Here is an 18,918-nt window from a genome sequence, read left to right as displayed (position 1 = left end):
GTGAGGGGTTACGCTCTATCGAGGGCGCCGCGGCCCCTCACCCGGCGCGTTGCGCCGACCTCTCCCCGCTGGGGGGAGGTAGTAACCGCGACCGTCCTGCTGTAGCGGCGCAGACGACAAGAGGAGAGCGGCCAGGTGCTAGCCTATATCGTCCGGCGCCTCTTCCTGATGCTCGTGACCCTGTTCGGGATCTCGGTCATCATCTTCGTGCTGCTGCGCATCGTGCCCGGCAACATCGTCGATATCCTGTTCGACGCCGCCGGCTATGTCGATCCCGCCGACAAGGCCAACCTGGAGAAGGAACTCGGCCTCAGCGACCCGATCGTGCTGCAATATCTCAAGTGGATCGGCGGCCTGCTGCACGGCGATCTCGGCTATTCCTATGTCTCGGAAAAGCCGGCGCTGCAGGAGATCCTGCCGCGGATCCCGATCACCGCAAGACTCGCCGGCCTGGCGCTGTTGTTCTCGGCCTCGATCGGCATTCCCTTGGGCGTGCTCAGCGCGGTGCATCAGGGCACGCGGCTCGACTATGCCTTGCGCGTGGTCAGCCTGAGCGGGCTGTCGCTGCCGTCGTTCTGGCTGGGACTGCTGATCCTGATGGCGTCAGTGTCGATGCTCGGCTGGATGCCGATCTACAACCCGAACCCGCAGACCTGGGCCGAGGCGTTCGCGATCTACTGCATTCCGGCGATGGCGGTTGGCTTCCGCAGTGCGGCGCTGACCATGCGCATCACCCGCTCCTCGATGCTGGAGATCCTGCGGCAGGATTACATCCGCACCGCCCGCGCCAAGGGCGCATCGGACGCCTCCGTCAACTATCACCATGCGCTGAAGAACGCGGTGCTGCCTGTGATCACCGTGATCGGCATCGAGGCGGCATTTCTGATCGGCGGATTGATCGTCACCGAGACGGTCTTCAACATCCCCGGCGTCGCGCGCTTCCTGGTCGAGGCATTGCGCTGGCGCGACTATCCGATCGTGCAGAATCTCGTGATGTTCATCGCCGTGGTCGTGGTCGTCGTCAACTTCACGGTCGACATGCTCTACGCCGCGATCGACCCGCGCATTCGCTACGGAGACTAGCTCTTGGCTGTCATCAACTTCGATGCCGAACTGAAGCGCGCCGGCGCTGACGCCACCCACGGCTGGCGACGGCTGACGTTCCTTGCGCAGCGTTACCTGCTCGGCACGATCGGCCTCGTCATCATGGTGCTGTTCGTCGCGATGGCGCTCTCGGCCGACCTGATCAGCCGTTACGATCCGCTTGCCGTCGATTCGGCGCACCGCCTGGCCGCGCCCAATGCGCTGCACTGGTTCGGAACCGATTCGTTCGGCCGCGACGTCTGGAGCCGCATCATCCATGGCGCACGCATCTCGCTCGCGGTCGGTCTCGGCTCGACCGCGCTCGGCGCGTCGATCGGCGTCATCGTCGGGCTCGCCTCCGGCTATCTCTCCGGCTGGGTCGATCTGTTGTTCCAGCGCATCACCGACATCCTGCAGTCGCTGCCGCTGTTGGTGCTGGCGCTTGTGATGACGGCCGCGCTCGGCCCGTCGCTGCCGAACGTCATCATCGCGATCGCGATCCCGTTGATCCCGACGGTGGCGCGCGTGATCCGCGCCAACACGTTGGCGCTGCGCGAACTGCCGTTCGTGGAGGCAGCGAAATCGATCGGCATGAGCGAGATGCGGATCGCGTTCCGCCACGTGCTGCCGAACACGCTGGCCCCCCTGATCGTGCTCGCGACCGCGCAGCTCGGCTCCACCATCCTGACGGAGGCATCCTTGTCGTTTCTCGGCCTTGGCATTCCCGAACCCTATCCGTCCTGGGGCCGCATGCTCTCGGAATCGGCTGCAGAATATGTGCGCGTCGCGCCGTGGCTCGTGATCTTTCCGGGGATCGCGATCAGCCTCGCGGTGTTCGGCACCAATCTGTTCGGCGACGCCCTGCGCGACATCCTCGATCCAAGGCAGCGCGGCTGATGAGCGGAGCAGGCAAGGCAGAAGCGGTGCTCGAGGTGAAGAACCTAAAAACGGTGTTCTTCACCAATTCGGGATTATTCAGGGCGGTCGACGATGTCTCCTTCAGCGTCCGCCGCGGCGAGACGCTGGCGATCGTCGGCGAATCCGGCTGCGGCAAGAGCGTGACCGCGCTCTCGGTGATGCGGCTGGTGCCGGACCCGCCCGGCAAGATCGTTGGCGGCGAGATCGTGCTCGAAGGCCAGAACCTGCTCGCGCTCGATGACGAAGCGATGCGCAGGATCCGCGGCAATCGCATCTCCATGATCTTCCAGGAGCCGATGACCTCGCTCAATCCGGTGATGCGGATCGGCGACCAGATCACGGAAGCCTTGCGCCTGCACCAGGAGATCAGCGGCAAGGAGGCCTGGAAGCAGGCGGTCGACATGCTGCGCCTCGTTCGCATCCCCGAGCCGGAGCGGCGCGCGCAGGAATATCCGCACCAGCTTTCGGGCGGCATGCGCCAGCGCGCGATGATCGCGATGGCGCTGGCCTGCCGGCCGGCGCTCTTGATCGCGGACGAGCCGACCACTGCACTTGACGTCACGATCCAGGCGCAAATCCTGGCGCTGATGGTCGATCTGCAGAAGAAGCTCGGCACCGGGCTGATCCTGATCACGCATGATCTCGGCGTGGTCGCGCAGACGGCGCAGCGCGTGATCGTGATGTATGCCGGCAGGAAGGTCGAGGAAGCCAGCGTCGAGGCGCTGTTCGAGAATCCGCTGCACCCGTATACGCGCGGCCTGATGGCCTCGATCCCGGCCGTGCCGTCGCTCGACGCAAAAGCCGATGTGCGGCTGGTCGAAATCCCCGGCATGGTGCCGTCGCTAACGAAGCTGCCGACGGGCTGCGCGTTCGCGCCGCGCTGCCGGTTCGCGATCCCGCGCTGCCGGGAGGAATATCCGCCGCTCGGCGATTTCGGCGGCAGGCACCTTGCCGCCTGCTGGCGCGCGGGCGAGATGGCGGAGGCCTCATGAGCGAAGCGCGGCCGCTGCTGGAGGTCACCGACCTCGTGAAGCATTACCCGGTGCGCGGCGGCGTGCTGCGCCGGCAGGTCGGCACCGTGCATGCGGTCGATGGTGTCAGCTTTTCACTGGCTCCCGGCGAGACGCTGGGGCTGGTCGGCGAATCCGGCTGCGGCAAGTCGACGGTGGCGCGTAGCGTGCTGCGGCTGGTCGAGCCGTCGAGCGGCGAGATCCGGCTGAACGGCGAGGCGATCACGCATCTGAGCAAAGCGGAGCTGCGTGCCCACCGCCGCTCGATGCAGATCGTGTTCCAGGATCCGTTTGCCTCGCTCAACCCGCGCATGACCGCGGGCGACATCGTCGGCGAACCCCTAAGCGTGCACGGGCTGGCTTCGGGCGAGCGGAAGCAGGAACGCGTCGCGGAACTGTTCCAGCAGGTGGGCCTGCGGCCCGACCAGATGAAGAACTATCCGCACCAGTTCTCCGGCGGCCAGCGCCAGCGCATCTGCATCGCACGCGCGCTGTCGCTCGGGCCGAGCCTGATCGTCTGCGACGAGCCGGTCTCCGCGCTCGACGTCTCGATCCAGGCGCAGGTGATCAATCTGCTGATCGACCTGCAGCGCCAGCGCAACTTCTCCTATCTGTTCATCGCCCACGACCTCGCCGTCGTCGCCCATATCAGCCACCGCGTCGCCGTGATGTATCTCGGCCGCATCGTCGAGATCGCAGACAAAGCCGAGCTGTTCGCCAACCCGCGCCATCCCTACACCCAGGCATTGCTGGCCTCCGTGCCGGTCGCCAATCCACGGGTCAAGCGGCTGACGCCGCTGGTCGAGGGCGACGTGCCGAGCCCGATCAACCCGCCCTCCGGCTGCGCGTTTCATACGCGCTGCCGCTACGCAATGGATCGCTGCAAGCTTGAACGCCCACCGCTGGTGGAAGCGGGTGCCAGACATCAGGTGGCGTGCTGGCTGAATGAGGGAACGGGGCGGGTCAACGCGCCGTAGGGTGGGCAAAGCGCAGCGTGCCCACCATCAAGTGTCGTGCTCGTGATGGTGGGCACGCCGCGCTTTGCCCACCCTACGCGTTGAGGCTAAGCCGCCGCCTCGATCTCGACGACAATCCTGCCCGTCGTCACCTGTTCGCCCTCGGCAACGTCGATGGCCGACACCGTACCGGCGACACTAGCGGTGTGCACGTGCTCCATCTTCATCGCTTCCAAAGTCATCACGGGCTGGCCGGCGGCAACCTGCTCGCCCGGCTTGACCAGCACCGCGACGACGCGGCCGTTCATGGCGGCGCGGACCTTGCCGTCGCCATTGGCCCCCGAGGCGGCCTCGGGCGGCGCCAGCGTCAGATCGCGGACCGAGAGTGTGACGTCGTGATTGAGGATGTAGAGACGATCGCCGTCGCGCAGGAATTTCGCGCGGGCCATGAGGCTGTTGGTGCGATAGCGGATCGCGTCCAGACCGAGTTCATCGATCTCGAAGCGATGCTTGTGTCCCGCGACATCGGCGACGTAAGAGCCGTCGCGCTCGCGCACGATCTCGACCTCGCGGAGGCCGCGGCCGAGATCGATGCGCAATCCGAGCGGGAACGTCGCAGCGAGCGAGCGGCCGCTCCGCCACGACGGCGCGTGCGGATTGGTGACGTAGAGCAGCAGCGCCGCGAGCGCCGCATCCGCGCTCCCGTCGGCGCGCGGCGCCAGCAGTTCGCTCCGATGCGCTGAGATGAACGACGTCGTTGCCTCGCCCCTGCCGAAGGCTGGATGGCGCAGGCAGGAGATCAGAAAGCCCTGGTTGGTGGTGACGCCGAAGGCTTCGACCTGCTCCAGCGCAACGATCAGTTTGCTGCGGGCTTCGCGCCGGTCGGCGCCATGGCTGATGATCTTGGCGATCATGGAGTCATAAAACGGCGGGATCTCAGAACCTGACTGCAGCGCATGCTCGACGCGGACGCCTTCCGGCATCTGCCAGCGCGCCATCCTGCCGGATTGCGGCACGAAGTCATGGTCCGCGTCCTCCGAGCACAGCCGCACCTCGATCGCGTGGCCGGAGAATGTGATGTCCTCCTGCTTCACGCCGAGCGGCTCGCCGCGGGCGACACGCAACTGCAGCTCGACCAGATCGAGCCCGGTGATCGCCTCGGTGACGGGATGCTCGACCTGCAGGCGCGTGTTCATCTCCATGAAATAGAAGTCGCCGTTGCCGTCGAGCAAAAATTCCAGCGTGCCGGCGCCCTCGTAGCGAAGCGCCTTCACCGCCTGGACCGCGACGGCGCCCATCCGCGCCCGCAACTCGGGCGACACCGCCGGAGACGGCGCCTCCTCGATCAGCTTCTGGTGCCGGCGCTGCACCGAGCAGTCGCGCTCGCCGAGATGGATCGCGTTGCCATGGCGGTCGCCGAACACCTGGATCTCGATGTGGCGGGGATCGACGATCGCGCGCTCCAGGATAACCGTCGCATCGCCGAAGGCGCCCAGCGCCTCCGAGCGCGCGCTGCGCAGCGCATCCGGGAACGACGCCGCGTCGGAAACCAGTTGCATGCCGCGCCCGCCGCCGCCAGCGACCGCCTTGATCATCACGGGAAAGCCGATCCGCCTGGCTTCCGCCAGCATGACCTCGTCACTCTGGTCGGCGCCCTGATAGCCGGGCACGCAGGGCACACCGGCCTTTTGCATGATCTCCTTGGCGCCCGCCTTGTTGCCCATCGCGCGGACCGCTTCCGGCGACGGGCCGATGAAGACGAGGCCGGCGTCGCGACAGGCTTGCGCAAAATGCTCGTTCTCGGCGAGGAAGCCGTAGCCGGGATGCACGGCGCCGGCGCCGCTGGCCTTGGCGGCGGCGATGATCGCATCGATGTTGAGATAGGATTGCGACGGTTGCGCCTCGCCAATGCGGACCGCGTGATCGGCCTCGCCTACGTGCAGGGCATCACGGTCGGCATCGGAATAAACGGCGACGACGCCGTAGCCGAGTCGGCGCGCGGTGCGCATGATCCGCAGCGCGATCTCGCCGCGATTGGCAATCAGGACCCGATAGAACATCCCGCCCCCTTCACGACTCATGGCCGCGCCACCGAGAACTGCATGCGCTGAGGATTGCGGGCTTCCGCCTCGCGGCAGATCGCAAGCACCTCGCTGAGGACGCTGCGGGTGTCGCGCGGATCGATCACGCCGTCGTCGAGCACGCGCGCGCTGGTGGAGAACACGTCCATCTGGCCGTCGAACACGCCGATGATCTCGGCTTTCATCGCGTCCAGCTTCTCCTTCGGGACCGGCTTGCCGCGGCGGGCGGCGGCGGCTTCGGTGACGATCGCCATGGTCTCGGCGGCCTGCTCGCCGCCCATCACGGCGGTCTTGGCATTGGGCCATGAGAAGCAGAAGCGCGGATGGAAGCCGCGGCCGCACATGCCGTAATTGCCGGCACCGAACGAGGCGCCGCAATAGATCGTGATCTGCGGTACCGTCGCCGAGGTCACCGCCTGGATCATCTTGGAGCCGCGCTTGATCATGCCGGCTTCCTCATAGGCCTTGCCGACCATGTAGCCGGTGGTGTTGTTCAGATAGAGCAGCGGCGTGCGCGACTGGCAGCAGGCCTGGATGAAATGCGTCGCCTTGTTAGCGCCAGGCACATCGAGCGGGCCGTTATTAGTGATGATGCCGATCGCCTGCCCTTCGATGCGGGCATGGCCGCAAATCGTGGCCGAACCATAATTGGCGCCGAACTCGGTAAAATCGGAATCGTCGATGAAGCGCGCGATCGCCTGACGTATGTCGACGGGACGCTTGTGATCCATCGGCATGATGCCGAGCAATTCTTCCGCATCGTAGCGCGGCGGCTTGAACGACGCGCTCGCGGGCTGGCGCCGGTCCCATTCGAGGCTGGACATGATGTCCCGCGCGATCCGGATGGCGTCGCGGTCGTCCTCAGCGAGGTAATCGCCGAGACCGGAGATCGAGGTGTGCATCTCGGCGCCGCCGAGTTCCTCCTCGGTCGCGATCTCGCCGGTAGCGGCTTTGAGCAGCGGTGGACCGGCGAGGAAGGCGCGGGTGCGGCCGCGCACCATCACGATGTAATCGGATAATCCTGTCTGATAGGCGCCCCCGGCGGTGGACGAGCCATGCGTCACCGTGACCACCGGCAAGCCGGCTGCCGAGAGCCGCGCCAGGTTGCGAAAGATGTTGCCGCCCCTGACAAAATCCTCGACGCGGTAGCGCAACAGATTGGCGCCGGCGCTCTCGACGAGCTGCACATAAGGCAGCTTGTTCTCGAGTGCCAGTTCCTGCACCCGCAGCGTCTTGTCGAGGCCATAGGGCTGCAGCGCACCGGCATCGATGCCGGCATCATTGGCGCTGACCATGCAGCGGATGCCGGAGACGAAGCCGATGCCGGCGATCAGCCCGCCGCCAGGCACGCTTCTGTCCGCGTCCGCGACGTCGAACATGTAGCCGGCGAGCGTCGACAGTTCGAGGAAGGGCGAGCCGGGATCGAGCACCAGCGCCACGCGCTCACGCGGCAGGAGCTGCCCGCGCTTGTGGAAGCGGTCCTTTGCAGCAGCGGATACCGCGCGGGTGCGCTCTTCCAGCGCCCGCATCCGGGAGATCAGCGCCAGCATGCCGTCGCGATTGGCCTGGAAGGCGGCGCTGGAGGGCGAGATGGTGTTTTCGATGATGGCCATAGCTCAGCCTATTCCGTCATTCCGGGGCGTCCGAAGGACGAGCTATGATGTGCAATTGCACATCAGAGAATCCATCGGGCCGCGGACGCTCATGGAGAAATGGATTCTGGGCTCGCGCTGCGCGCGCCCCGGAATGACAGGGGTGTTCTTGGTAAGCATCATGCGCTTTTCGCTTCCGAGAAATACTCACTATACGCCTGCCGCAGTTCGACCTTGCGCAGCTTGCCGGTTGCCGTCATCGGCATTTCGTCGAGGATACGCACCAGCTTCGGCACCTGGAAGCCACCGAGATGCTTTCGGCAATGCTCGATGATGTCAGCTTCGCCAGCCGCAGCATTCGGCTTCAGCTTGACGAAGGCGGAGACGGCTTCGCCCCATTGCGGGTGCGGCAGGCCGACCACCGCGGCGTTCTGCACCGCGGGGTGTGCGAGCAGCGTCTCCTCGATCTTCACGGAAGCCACGTTCTCGCCGCCGGACTTGATCATGTCCTTCTTGCGATCGAGGAACAGCACCTCGCCATTGTCGTCGATCAGCGCGAGGTCGCCGGTGTGGTGCCAGCCGAACTTGCGCGCCTCTTCGGTCGCCTTCGGGTCCTTGTAATAGCCCATCATTACATTCGGCCCGCGATGCACGAGCTCGCCGATCTCGCCGCGCGGCAAGAGATTGCCGTTGTCGTCCATGATCGCGGTCTCGTTAACAACAAGCGATTCGCCCCAGTAATTGCCGAAGCGATTGAGCTGCACTTCGGGCCGCGACATCGTGGTCGCCGGATACATCTCGGTCTGGCCGCTGGAGAGCACGAAGTTTGGACACAGGTCGGCGATGGCGCGTTCGAGCAGCGGCTTGCCCATCGGTGCCATGGTGTAGATGCAGCAGCGCAAGCCCGAAAGATCGAATTCCCGCCGCCGCGGATGGTCGAGGATCGCCTGATACATCAGCGACAGCCCGACAAAGACGGTGAGCTTGTCGCGGACGATCGCCTCCATGCAGACGACAGGATCAAAGCCGCGCATCAGCGCCATGCGGCCGCCGACCGAGAGATAGCTGAGCAGCAGCACATGGCCGGCACAATGGAACAGCGGGAATTGTCCAGTGATGCCGTCATCGCGGGAGAGCTGCATCTCGATGCAATTGCTCATCACCGCCATTACCACGGCGAGGTGGCAGTGCATCGCGCCCTTCGGCCGCGACGTCGTGCCGGAGGTGTAGATGATCATGGCGAGATCGCGGTCGTTGATCTCGATCTCGGGTTCGATGTCGGATTGACCCTTAATGAGATCGTTGAAATTCTCAAGGCCGGTTGCCGCGACTTTTCCGGCAAGATCGATCGCGACCATCCCGATGCCGCGCTGTTCCAGCGTCGCGCGCCGGTCCGCTTGCGCATGCAGATTGTCGTCGATCAGCGCGAAGCGGACCTCGGCATGGCCGAGGATGTAATCCATATCGGCAGGCCCGAGCATGGTGTTGATCGGGACCCAGACGAGGCCCGCGCGGTGAATGCCGAACAGCGCTTTGACGAATTCGACCGAGTTGTTGCAGATGGTCGAGATTTTTTCGCCCGGCTTTAGACCCCGCTGCACGAGGTAGTTGGCAAATCGGTTAGCGTCACGCTCGAGCTCGGTGAAGGTGACGCGACGCGCGCCGTCGGTGAGCGCGACGCGATCAGGAAAGCGCCGCGCCGCGCGCTTGAGCAGATCGCCGATCGCCACCCGGCCGATCTGTCCCGGACCCGACACGCCGCCGGTTGCTGCGAGATCATCCATTGATTTGATTCCCTCCCCTCCACCCGCCGTCGTCATTCCGGGGCGCGCGTAGCGCGAGCCCGGAATCCATTTCGCCACAGGTCCATGCGGCCCGATGGATTCCGGGCTCATCGCTTCGCGATGCCCCGGAATGACAGCGGAGCAGCCCTAGTGCCTCACCCCGAAAATCTGCCGCGCTTCGGCGGGGCTGGCGATCTCGCGGCCAGCTCTGCGCGCGCAGGCGGCGATCGCCTCGATCAACTGGCCGTTGGAGGTCACCTTCGTGCCATCAGCCAGATAGAAGGTGTCTTCCAACCCGGTGCGCAAGTGCCCGCCGAGATCGGCGGCGCGCTGGTGCAATGGCCAGATCTCGGCGCGGCCGATCGCGGTGACCTGCCAATGCGCGTCCGGCGCCTTCAGCTTGAGCAGGATCGGCAGCAATTCCGGATCGGCCGGCATGCCCGAGGCAACGCCCATCACGAAATTATATTCGAGCGGACCGGAATACATGCCGGTCTGCCGGTACATGCCGACGCAGCGCACGATGCCGACGTCGAAACATTCGAATTCGGGAATCGTGCCGGCGTCCTTCATCACGTCGAGATAATCCTGCACCTTCTCAACCGCGTTATCGAACAGCATCGGCGGCCAGGCCCAAGTGTTGTCGGCCTTGACCTTCAGATAATTCAGCGAGCCGGCATTGCAGGCGGCGATCTCGGGCCTGGTTTCACGGACGCAATCGAGCGCGCCCTGATAGTTCGGGCCGGAGGTGCCCGTGGTGTGATTGATGATGACACCGGGGCAGGCCTCGCGGATCGCCTGCTGGATCTCCTTGCTGACGCCGACCTCCCAGGACGGCAGATGGCCCTTGCCAGGTGCCTGCTGGCGCAGATGGATATGCATGATGCTGGCGCCGGCGTTGAAGGCCGCCTTGGCCTCGCGCGCCATATGTTCCGGCGTCACCGGCACATTGTGCTGTTTTGGATCGGTCAGCACGCCGTTCAGCGCGCAGGTGATAACGGCCTTGTCGCTCATGCATCCAGTCCAAGGTGTTTGAATGGCTCAGTTTTTTGCATGATGCGCGATTTGGCCAGAGCCCTCTTGCGTTGACTGGCTATTGCCGCGGCGGCAGGCAGGTCGCCGTGGCAATAGCGCGCATGGAGGTTTGCTCTGAATCAAACCCGGACGCCGCGACAGGGCTATGAGTTTCCCTGGATTCTGGGAGACACGACATGGCCTACAAAGACCTCCTCTTGACGCTCGCGAGCTACCCCGAAACGACGCCGCCGGCGGCGATCGATCTTGCGACCGATTTCGCCGCCGCCGTCGGTGCCAAGATTTCCGCGATCGCCTGCGAGATCCGCGTCGCCGTGCCCGGCAGCTTCCTGAGCCCGGCGCTGCTCGACGTTCCCGGAATCGCCGCGACCGATGAAAAGAAATCACGCTTTCGGGCCGAGGCCGCGCTCGCAGCGTTCCAGGCCGCCGCGGAAAAGCGCGGCGTCTTCGAGGAACGCATCCTGGAACGCTGCCTGACCTCCGAGCAGCGCGAGCTATTGATCGAGTATGCGCGGCTTCGCGACCTCACCATCATTCCGGTCCAGGACAATGCCCTGTTCGGCGCCTGGAATGCCGAGCCGATCATTTTCGAATCCGGACGCCCCGTCCTGCTGCTGCCGCAAAGCAGCCGCAAGCCGTTCATCCTGAATACGGCAACGGTGGCCTGGGATTTCAGCCGTCCGGCCGCACGCGCAGTCGCGGATGCGCTGCCGCTGCTCAAGCAGGCCAAGCGCGTCCACATCGTGACGGTGACCAATGAGAAGCGCATCGACACCAAGCGGTCCGGGCCGGAACTTGCCAAGCATCTCGCCCGTCACGGCGTCGAGGTGATCCTCGACACCGTCGATGCCGCGGGCCGCTCGGTCGCGCACGCGCTGGAGGCTGCGCTGACGAGCCATGACAGCGACCTTTTGGTCATGGGCGCGTTCGGCCATTCCCGCTTCCGCCAATTCGTGCTCGGCGGCGCCACGCTCAGCATGATGTCACACCCGCCGCTGCCCGTGCTGCTGTCGCACTGATGGCGGAAGGCGGCCAGCGACCGGCTGGACCCAGGAGTGAATTGTAGACGCTCTCTCCGTCATGGCCGGGCTTGTCCCGGCCATCCACGTGCCGGCGACACCAAAGGAAGACGTGGATGCCCGGGACAAGCCCGGGCATGACGATTAGGGGACCACCGCTTCCGTGAACGATCCGCTGCTGCGATAGATCGCGAGATCGCGCGAGCCGGAGAAGATCGCGCGCGGCTTCAGGCCGTAGAAGCGGCGGATCGAGTGGCTGAAATGGGTCGAGTCGGGATAGCCGATGTCCTGCGCCAGATGCGCCAGATTGATGTCCTGGTTGGCGAAATGCAACAGATGCCGCGCCCGCTTCCAGGCACGGAAGGAGCGGAACGAGATCCCGGTCTCCTCCTTGAACAGATGCAGGAAGCGCGAGGGCGACAGCGCGGCATCCGCCGCGCAATCCGCCGCCGTCACCGGCTCGCCGGAGAATTTGCCGATGCGCATGATGGCCCGCACCACGCGCGGATCAAGCACACGCTGCGGCAGCCCCTCTCCGAAGCACATGATGTCGAACTCGGCGTTCGAGAGGTTGTCGCTATATTGGCGACGTCCGAGCGCGGCATAGGCGGCGCGGATGCGGTCGGCGAAGATTTGGCTTTCCGAGCCCGTCAACAGCCTTGAGAACGACTCGAGCGCGCCGACGCGAACGCTCTCAGGCTCGATGGCGACGCAGATCGCCGAGCGATAGTCGCTCGCGATCGTGTGGCGCAGGTTCGGCATGGTCACGACGAGATCACCATAGGACTCGCGGCCATCGCTGGTCGCAAGGTGCAGGCGGCCTTTGATCGCGACATAGACATGGAATGCGCCCGGACAGCGCTCGCGCGGGCGGCCGAGCAGTCCGGCGTAAAACACCCGCTCCGGCGTGATCAGCATCAGATGGCCTACTTCGCGGGCCTGGTCGTCCATGGTGGTTCCTCCTCGCACGGCTCTTCCCGGCCGTTGCGGCGCCAACCATAGCCGAAATCTGGCTGAAGTCACCGTTACAATTGGGGCGAGGAAACGGCTCTCTCCGTCATTGCGAGCGAAGCGGAGCAATCCATGCCACCACGAGTGGAGAAATGGATTGCTTCGTCGCTGTCGCTCCTCGCAGTGACGGCCGGGGCGGGCGCTTTACCCACGCACCCGCGGCGCGACGTTTTGCTCCACGCCGGCCTTGCGTTCCGCCGCGACGGCCCGCTGGTATGCCTCGCGCTGCTGCAGCCGCGCCCAATAGGCTGCGACATTGGGACCGAAATCCTTGGCGAGCCCGATATTGTCGGCGAGCCGGAGTGCGTAGCCGATGGCGATGTCGGCGGCGGTGAAGCGGCCGGCGCACAACGTCTCGGCCTTGCCGGTTGCGGCCTCCACCGCCCGCAGACGGCCGAAGAACCATTTGGCGTAGTCGCCGGCCACTTGCGGATTGCGCCGCTCCTCCGGCTCGAGCTGGGCGTAACGCAGCACCAGAGTCTGCGGAAAGGTTAGCGTCGCATCGGAAAAATACATCCAGTTGAGGAAGGCACCGTAGGCGGGCTCGTCGGGTCCGACGATCAGCGGTGTCGGGCCATATTTGGTACCAAGGTAATGGCAGATGCCTGAAGACTCCGTCATCCGCGTCTCGCCATCGATCAGCAAGGGAATCGTGCCGAGCGGGTTGAGCGCCAGATAGTCCTTCGCGAACACCCGTGGCGGAAACGGCAGCATCTTGAGCTCGTAGGCCAATCCCATTTCCTCGAGCATCCAGAGCGGCCGGAACGAACGCGCGGCTTCGCAGTGATAAAGCGTGACCATCTCAGGCGCTTCCCTTCATGCTGGGCAACATACCCATCATCTTGCATAACACCATCAGCATCACCTCGTCGGCGCCTCCGCCGATCGAGGTCAGGCGGCTGTCGCGATAGGCGCGGCTGACTGGGGTTTCGTTCATGAAACCCATGCCGCCCCAATATTGCAGGCAGGCGTCGGTCAGTTCGCGCCCGAGCCGGCCCGCCTTCAGCTTCGCCATGGTGGCGAGACGGGTGACGTCCTCGCCCGCGACCAGCGCTTCGCCGGCACGATAGATCAGCGAGCGCAACAGCTCGACCTCGGTCTGCATCTCCGCGAGCTTGAAGTGCACCACCTGGTTGTCGAGGATCGAGCCGCCGAACGCCTTGCGGCCCCGGGTATATTCGATGGTCTCGTTGATGATGAATTCATGCGCCTTCAGGCAGGCGGCGGCGCCCCACAGACGCTCCTCCTGGAACTGGATCATCTGGTAGGTGAAACCCTTGCCCTCCTCGCCGATTCGGTTGCGCTTGGGCACCCGGACATTGTCGAAGAAGATCTGCGCGGTGTCGGAGGAGCGCATGCCCATCTTGTCGAGCTTGCGCGCGATGGTGACGCCCTTGCTCTTCATCGGCACGCAGATCAGCGACTTGTTGCGATGGACCTGGCCGTCGCTGGTGTTGGCGAGCAGGCAGATCCAATCGGCCTGCGTGCCATTGGTGATCCACATCTTGCCGCCATTGATGACGTAATCGTCGCCGTGGGAACGTGCATTGGTTTTAATCGAGGCGACATCGGAGCCGGCGCCCGGCTCGGAGACGCCGATACAGGCGACTTGATCGCCCGCGATCGCCGGCACCAGGAACTCGCGCCGCACCTCGTCGGAGCCGAACCGCGCCAGCGCGGGCGTGGCCATATCCGTCTGCACCCCGATCGCCATCGGCACGCCGCCGCATCTGATGGCCCCTAACTCTTCTGCCATCATCAGCGCAAAGCTGTAGTCGAGCCCCTGGCCGCCGAATTCGATGGGCTTGTTGAGGCCGAGGAAGCCGAGCGAGCCGAGCTTCTTGAACAGCTCATGCGCGGGGAAGATGCCGGCGTCTTCCCAGTCGTCAACATAGGGGTTGATCTCGGCCGCGATGAATTTCTGCAAGGCGCGGCGGGGTTCGTCATGGTCGGCGGTGAAGATCATGGTCCCTCTTGAGCTCCAATCAGCATTGTCTTGTCATTCCGGGGCGTCCGAAGGACGAACCCGGAATCCATTTCTCCGCCGGCGTATACGGCCCGATGGATTCCGGGCTCGCGCTGCGCGCGCCCCGGAATGACGGAGCGTGTTTAGTCACAATCCCATCTGCCGGCTGGCGAGGTCCTTCATGATTTCCTCGGTGCCGCCGCCGATGGCGTTGACCTTGACCTCGCGGTAGATGCGCTCAACCTTGATGCCGCGCATGAAGCCGGCGCCGCCGAAGATCTGCACCGCCTCGGAGGCGCAGAATGCCATGGTCTGGGTCGCCTGGTTCTTCATCATGCAGATTTCGGCGACCGGGCTTTCGCCCTGCTCCAGCCGCCAGGCCAGCATCTCCAGCATCGCCTGGGAGGCGGCGACCTTCTGCGCCATGTCGACGATCTTGTGGCGGATCACCTGGTGCTGTGCGATCGGCTTGCCGAAGGTCTGGCGCTCCTTGGCGTAGGCGATCGCCTCGTCGAGGCAGACGCGCGCGTAAGCCGTGCAGCTCGCCGCCATGCCCATGCGCTCGCTGTTGAAATTCTGCATGATGATCTTGAAGCCCTGACCCTCCTCGCCGATCAGGTTCTCGGCCGGCACCCGGCACTCGTCGAAATGCAATGTTGCAGTGTCGGAGGCCCACCAGCCCATCTTCTTCAGCTTGGTGCGCGACAGGCCGGGCGTATCGCCCTCGATCAGCAGCAGGCTGACGCCACCGGGCCCCTCGCCGCCGGTACGCACGGCGACCGTGAGATAATCCGCGCGTACGCCCGAGGTGATGAACGTCTTCTCGCCGCTGACGATGTAATAATCGCCGTCGCGGCTCGCCTTGGTGCGCAAGTTCGCGACATCGGAGCCGCCGCTCGGCTCGGTGATCGCGAGCGCGGAAATCTTCTCGCCCCGCAGCACTTCCGGCAGCACACGCGCCCTGACCTCGGGACGGGCAGCGCGCGCGACCGGCGGCGAGCCGATGGTGTGGCTCATCAGGCTCGCACTGATGCCGCCGGCGCCCGCCCGCGCCAGTTCCTGCGAGGCCACGATCTTCATGAACTGGTCGGCGGGAATGCCGCCATATTCCTCCGGGAAGCCCAGCCCGAGCAGACCGATCTCGGAAGCCTTGCGATAGAGCTCGCGCGGAAACTCGCCCGCTTCGTCCCACTCATGGGCGTAAGGCTCGATCTCCTTCTGCACGAAACGGCGCACCGCCTCGCGAAAGGCCTCGTGTTCGCTGCTGTAGAATGGGCTCGCCATCCCTCTGCTCCGTCGATTCCTGTGTCCGGAACGATGTCCGGAAATCGCCGCGCCAACTTGCGTCAAGTGGCTGCCGGCGGCGAATGGACGCCGATCCTACCCTCGGTCCAGCCACTAAACGCAAGACAGATTCCAGCCTCGGCCCGTCCACTGGTACCCTGCGGATCATGATCAGGCGGCGCCAGACCGCTTACCGTGGGAGGGACATGTGCCGGTTCGTTACTACGACTGGATCGCTCATCATGGCCTGAGGACACCTGACAAGGTCGCGATGGTCGACCTCGGCAGCGACCGACGCTTCACCTATGCGCAATCCGATGCGCGGATCTCGAGGCTGGCTGCGCATCTGCGCGATCAGCTCAAGGTCGCGCGCGGCGACCGGGTCGCGGTGCTGGCGCTGAACACATCAGACACGCTGGAAGTGCAGTTCGCCTGTGGGCGCCTGGGTGCCGTATTCCTGCCGCTTAACACCCGCCTCACGGTACCGGAACTGCAGTTCATTGTCGGCGACGCCTCGCCGAAAGTCATGATCCATGATGGCGACCTCGCCGAGACCGCGCTCAGTGTCGCCAGGCTCTGCAATGTGTCTTCGACCCTGCGGCTCGGCCCCGATGGCTCCTACGAGGCAGGCATCGCAGCGGCGCAGCCGATCGAGACATTCGAGCCCGTCACGCTCGATGACATCTCGACCATCATGTACACCTCGGGCACGACCGGGCAGCCGAAGGGCGCGATCATCACCCACGGCATGACGTTCTTCAATTGCGTCAATCTCGGCGGCCTCGCCTACATCTCGCCATCCTCGGTGTTCCTCTGCGTGCTGCCGCTGTTCCACACCGGCGGGCTCAATTGCTACACCAACCCGGTGCTGCATGCCGGCGGCACCGTCTTGATCATGCGCGCCTTCGATCCTGGCGAAGCCTTGCGGCTGATCAGCGATCCCACTGAGCGCATCAACGCCTTCTTCGGTGTGCCCGCGATCTACCAGTTCATGGCGCAGCATCCGTCGTTTGCGAGCGCCGATTTCGGCCGGCTGATCATCGGCGGCGTCGGCGGCGCACCGATGCCGGTGCCGCTCTTGAAGGTATGGGAAGCGCGCGGCGTGGCGCTGCAGCAGGGCTATGGCATGACCGAGACCTCGCCCGCGGTGATGGCGCTCGACCGCGAGGATGCCGCGCGCAAGGCGGGCTCCGCCGGCAAGCCGGTGCTACACACGGAAGTGCGGATCGTGCGTCCCGATGGCACCGACGCTGCCGTGGGCGAACTCGGCGAGCTCTGGGTCAGGGGGCCGAACATCACGCCGGGATACTGGAACCGGCCCGACGCCAACGCCTCCTCCTTCACCGACGGCTGGCTGCATACGGGCGATGCGACGCGCGTCGACGAGGAGGGCTTCTACTACATCGTCGACCGCTGGAAGGACATGTACATCTCCGGCGGCGAGAACGTCTATCCGGCCGAAGTCGAGAACGTGCTGCACCAGATTCCGGCGCTCGCCGAGGCCGCGGTGATCGGCATTCCCGATGAGCAATGGGGTGAGGTCGGCATGGCGATCGTCGCAGTGAAGCCGGGGCAGACGCTGACGCCGGCGGATATCCACGCCCATTGCACGGCCAATCTGGCGCGCTTCAAATGCCCGCGCATCATCGAATTCGTCGAGGCACTGCCGCGCAATGCGACCGGCAAGATCCACAAGCCGACGCTGCGCAAGCAATTCGCCGAGCAGAAGCCGACCGGTCTGGCGCAAGCTTCGTGACGTGACACGCTGACAGGTTTCGCCGCCGCCTGCCGGGACCGGTGGCGATTTTCGTGCGTTCGTCCCCAACCACAAAAAGCCCGAGGAAATTGCTTTATGCAGAACAAGAAAATCGCTTTGCTTGCTGCCGTCGCGGCCTTCTCCCTGCTCTCGACCCAAGCCGCATTCGCGCAAAAGAAATACGACACCGGCGCCTCCGACACCGAAATCAAGATCGGCAATGTCGAAGCCTATAGCGGCCCGGCTTCGGCCTACGGCATCATCGGCAAGACCGAGGAAGCCTATTTCAAGATGATCAACGACCAGGGCGGCGTGAACGGTCGCAAGATCAACTGGATCTCCTACGACGACGGCTATTCGCCGCCGAAGACGGTGGAGCAGGTCCGCAAATTGATCGAAGGCGACGAGGTGTTTTTGGTATTCAACGCGCTGGGCACGCCGACCCAGACCGCGGTGCAGAAATATCACAACGCCAAGAAGGTGCCGCAGCTCTTCCTCGCCACCGGCGCCAGCAAGTGGAACGATCCGAAGGATTTTCCATGGACCATGGGCTTCCAGCCCAGCTACCGGGTCGAAGCAAGGATCTTCGCGAAATATATTCTCAAGAACAAGCCCGATGCCAAGGTCGCGATTTTCTATGCCAATGACGATTTCGGCAAAGACTATCTTGCTGGAATCAAGGAGATCTTCGGCGACAAAGCCGCAAAACTCATCGTGGCCGAGGAGAGTTACGAGACCACCGAGCCCTCGATCGATTCCCACATCGTCAAGCTGAAGGGCACCGGCGCCGACGTCTTCGTCAACATCGCGACGCCGAAATTCGCAGCACAAGCGATCAAGAAGATCGCCGAACTGGACTGGAAGCCGATGCACCTGATGACCGACGTCTCGATCTCGATCGGCGCTGTCATGAAGCCGGCCGGTCTCGATGCATCCGAAGGCGTGCTGTCGGCGGGCTATCTCAAGGATGCGTCCGACCCGCAATGGAAGGACGATGAGGGCATGAAGAAGTTCATGGCGTTCATCGATAAATACATGCCGGGCGCCAACGTCACCGACACCAACACCGTTTATGGCTACGCCGCGGCGCAAACACTGGTGCAGGTGCTGAAACAGTGCGGCGACAATCTCACCCGCGAAAATGTGATGAAGCAGGCCGCCAGCCTGAAGGATTTCGCACCGGATACGCTGATCCCCGGCATCAAGATCAACACCGGCCCGAATGACTTCGCCCCCATCGAGCAGCTCAAGATGATGCGGTTCACCAAGGGGCAGTGGGAATTGTTCGGCGACATCATCAGCGCCGAGACGGGTGGTTAGTCGTGAATCGATGACGTCAGTCCTCCCTCTCCCCGTTCTTACGGGGAGAGGGTCGGGGTGAGGGGCGCCTCTCTCCGCGAGCACGCTAACAGATGAGTTCGCG

Annotated in this window: 15 protein-coding genes; 7 read left to right on the top strand and 8 right to left on the bottom strand. The window is 64.5% G+C overall.

Annotation, left to right across the window (positions count from 1 at the left end; all coding sequences use genetic code 11):
- The first annotated feature begins 135 nt into the window (after nt 1-135).
- The 4 genes from ACZIRK_RS24345 to ACZIRK_RS24330 are packed head-to-tail and all read left to right on the top strand — an operon-like array spanning nt 136 to nt 3,988.
- Nucleotides 136-1,083 carry an ABC transporter permease gene (locus ACZIRK_RS24345; RefSeq protein ID WP_130227319.1) on the top strand — a complete coding sequence of 316 codons (948 nt, stop codon included), beginning with the start codon at nt 136-138 and terminating at the stop codon, nt 1,081-1,083.
- Nucleotides 1,084-1,086: 3 nt separating this feature from the next.
- On the top strand, nt 1,087-1,980 hold the full coding sequence (locus ACZIRK_RS24340) for an ABC transporter permease (protein WP_028167254.1): 894 nt from the start codon (nt 1,087-1,089) through the stop codon (nt 1,978-1,980).
- A complete protein-coding gene (locus ACZIRK_RS24335; RefSeq protein ID WP_130227320.1) occupies nt 1,980-2,993 on the top strand; it encodes an ABC transporter ATP-binding protein in 1,014 nt (337 codons plus the stop codon). The genes ACZIRK_RS24340 and ACZIRK_RS24335 overlap by 1 nt, the downstream gene beginning before the upstream one ends.
- Nucleotides 2,990-3,988 (top strand): ABC transporter ATP-binding protein, encoded by a 999-nt coding sequence (locus tag ACZIRK_RS24330; protein ID WP_130227321.1) that lies wholly within the window; start codon nt 2,990-2,992, stop codon nt 3,986-3,988. The genes ACZIRK_RS24335 and ACZIRK_RS24330 overlap by 4 nt, the downstream gene beginning before the upstream one ends.
- A gap of 86 nt (nt 3,989-4,074) precedes the next feature.
- Here ACZIRK_RS24330 and ACZIRK_RS24325 read toward each other — a convergent pair whose 3' ends face one another.
- The 4 genes from ACZIRK_RS24325 to ACZIRK_RS24310 all read right to left on the bottom strand — a co-directional run bounded on the left by ACZIRK_RS24325 (nt 4,075) and on the right by ACZIRK_RS24310 (nt 10,438).
- Nucleotides 4,075-6,048, bottom strand: coding sequence for an acetyl/propionyl/methylcrotonyl-CoA carboxylase subunit alpha (locus tag ACZIRK_RS24325; protein ID WP_463328232.1), 1,974 nt, complete (start codon nt 6,046-6,048; stop codon nt 4,075-4,077).
- A complete protein-coding gene (locus ACZIRK_RS24320; RefSeq protein ID WP_463328231.1) occupies nt 6,045-7,661 on the bottom strand; it encodes an acyl-CoA carboxylase subunit beta in 1,617 nt (538 codons plus the stop codon). The genes ACZIRK_RS24325 and ACZIRK_RS24320 overlap by 4 nt, the downstream gene beginning before the upstream one ends.
- A 158-nt stretch (nt 7,662-7,819) precedes the next feature.
- Nucleotides 7,820-9,424, bottom strand: coding sequence for an AMP-binding protein (locus ACZIRK_RS24315; RefSeq protein WP_130227324.1), 1,605 nt, complete (start codon nt 9,422-9,424; stop codon nt 7,820-7,822).
- 147 nt (nt 9,425-9,571) lie between these two features.
- Entirely contained in the window at nt 9,572-10,438 is an 867-nt protein-coding gene (locus ACZIRK_RS24310) for a beta-keto acid cleavage family enzyme (RefSeq protein WP_130227325.1), read from the bottom strand.
- Nucleotides 10,439-10,635: 197 nt separating this feature from the next.
- Here ACZIRK_RS24310 and ACZIRK_RS24305 point away from each other — a divergent pair, with 197 nt between their 5' ends.
- On the top strand, nt 10,636-11,478 hold the full coding sequence (locus tag ACZIRK_RS24305; protein ID WP_463328230.1) for a universal stress protein: 843 nt from the start codon (nt 10,636-10,638) through the stop codon (nt 11,476-11,478).
- 144 nt (nt 11,479-11,622) lie between these two features.
- On the opposite strand, the gene ACZIRK_RS24300 is transcribed toward ACZIRK_RS24305, so the two are convergent.
- From ACZIRK_RS24300 to ACZIRK_RS24285, 4 genes are all read right to left on the bottom strand, one after another.
- Nucleotides 11,623-12,429 carry a helix-turn-helix domain-containing protein gene (locus ACZIRK_RS24300; RefSeq protein ID WP_130228109.1) on the bottom strand — a complete coding sequence of 269 codons (807 nt, stop codon included), beginning with the start codon at nt 12,427-12,429 and terminating at the stop codon, nt 11,623-11,625.
- Between the two features lie 204 nt (nt 12,430-12,633).
- Nucleotides 12,634-13,290 carry a glutathione S-transferase family protein gene (locus tag ACZIRK_RS24295; RefSeq protein ID WP_130228110.1) on the bottom strand — a complete coding sequence of 219 codons (657 nt, stop codon included), beginning with the start codon at nt 13,288-13,290 and terminating at the stop codon, nt 12,634-12,636.
- Nucleotide 13,291: 1 nt separating this feature from the next.
- Nucleotides 13,292-14,455, bottom strand: a complete 1,164-nt coding sequence (locus ACZIRK_RS24290; protein WP_130228111.1) for an acyl-CoA dehydrogenase family protein — start codon at nt 14,453-14,455, stop codon at nt 13,292-13,294.
- Between the two features lie 147 nt (nt 14,456-14,602).
- Nucleotides 14,603-15,739: an acyl-CoA dehydrogenase family protein gene (locus ACZIRK_RS24285; protein WP_130228112.1), complete on the bottom strand. Its 1,137-nt coding sequence runs from the start codon at nt 15,737-15,739 to the stop codon at nt 14,603-14,605.
- Nucleotides 15,740-15,947: 208 nt separating this feature from the next.
- Between ACZIRK_RS24285 and ACZIRK_RS24280 the strand changes: the two genes are divergently transcribed.
- The gene (locus ACZIRK_RS24280) at nt 15,948-17,495 is read left to right on the top strand and encodes an acyl-CoA synthetase (protein ID WP_130228113.1); all 1,548 of its coding nucleotides are present in this window, start codon (nt 15,948-15,950) and stop codon (nt 17,493-17,495) included.
- A 96-nt stretch (nt 17,496-17,591) separates the two neighbouring features.
- Nucleotides 17,592-18,815: an ABC transporter substrate-binding protein gene (locus ACZIRK_RS24275; RefSeq protein WP_463328229.1), complete on the top strand. Its 1,224-nt coding sequence runs from the start codon at nt 17,592-17,594 to the stop codon at nt 18,813-18,815.
- The last annotated feature ends 103 nt before the right edge of the window (nt 18,816-18,918 follow it).

It is taken from the genome of Bradyrhizobium sp. Leo114, from assembly GCF_055229415.2.
Note: the sequence above shows the minus strand (reverse complement) of the source record. Positions and strands in the feature narration are given on the sequence as shown.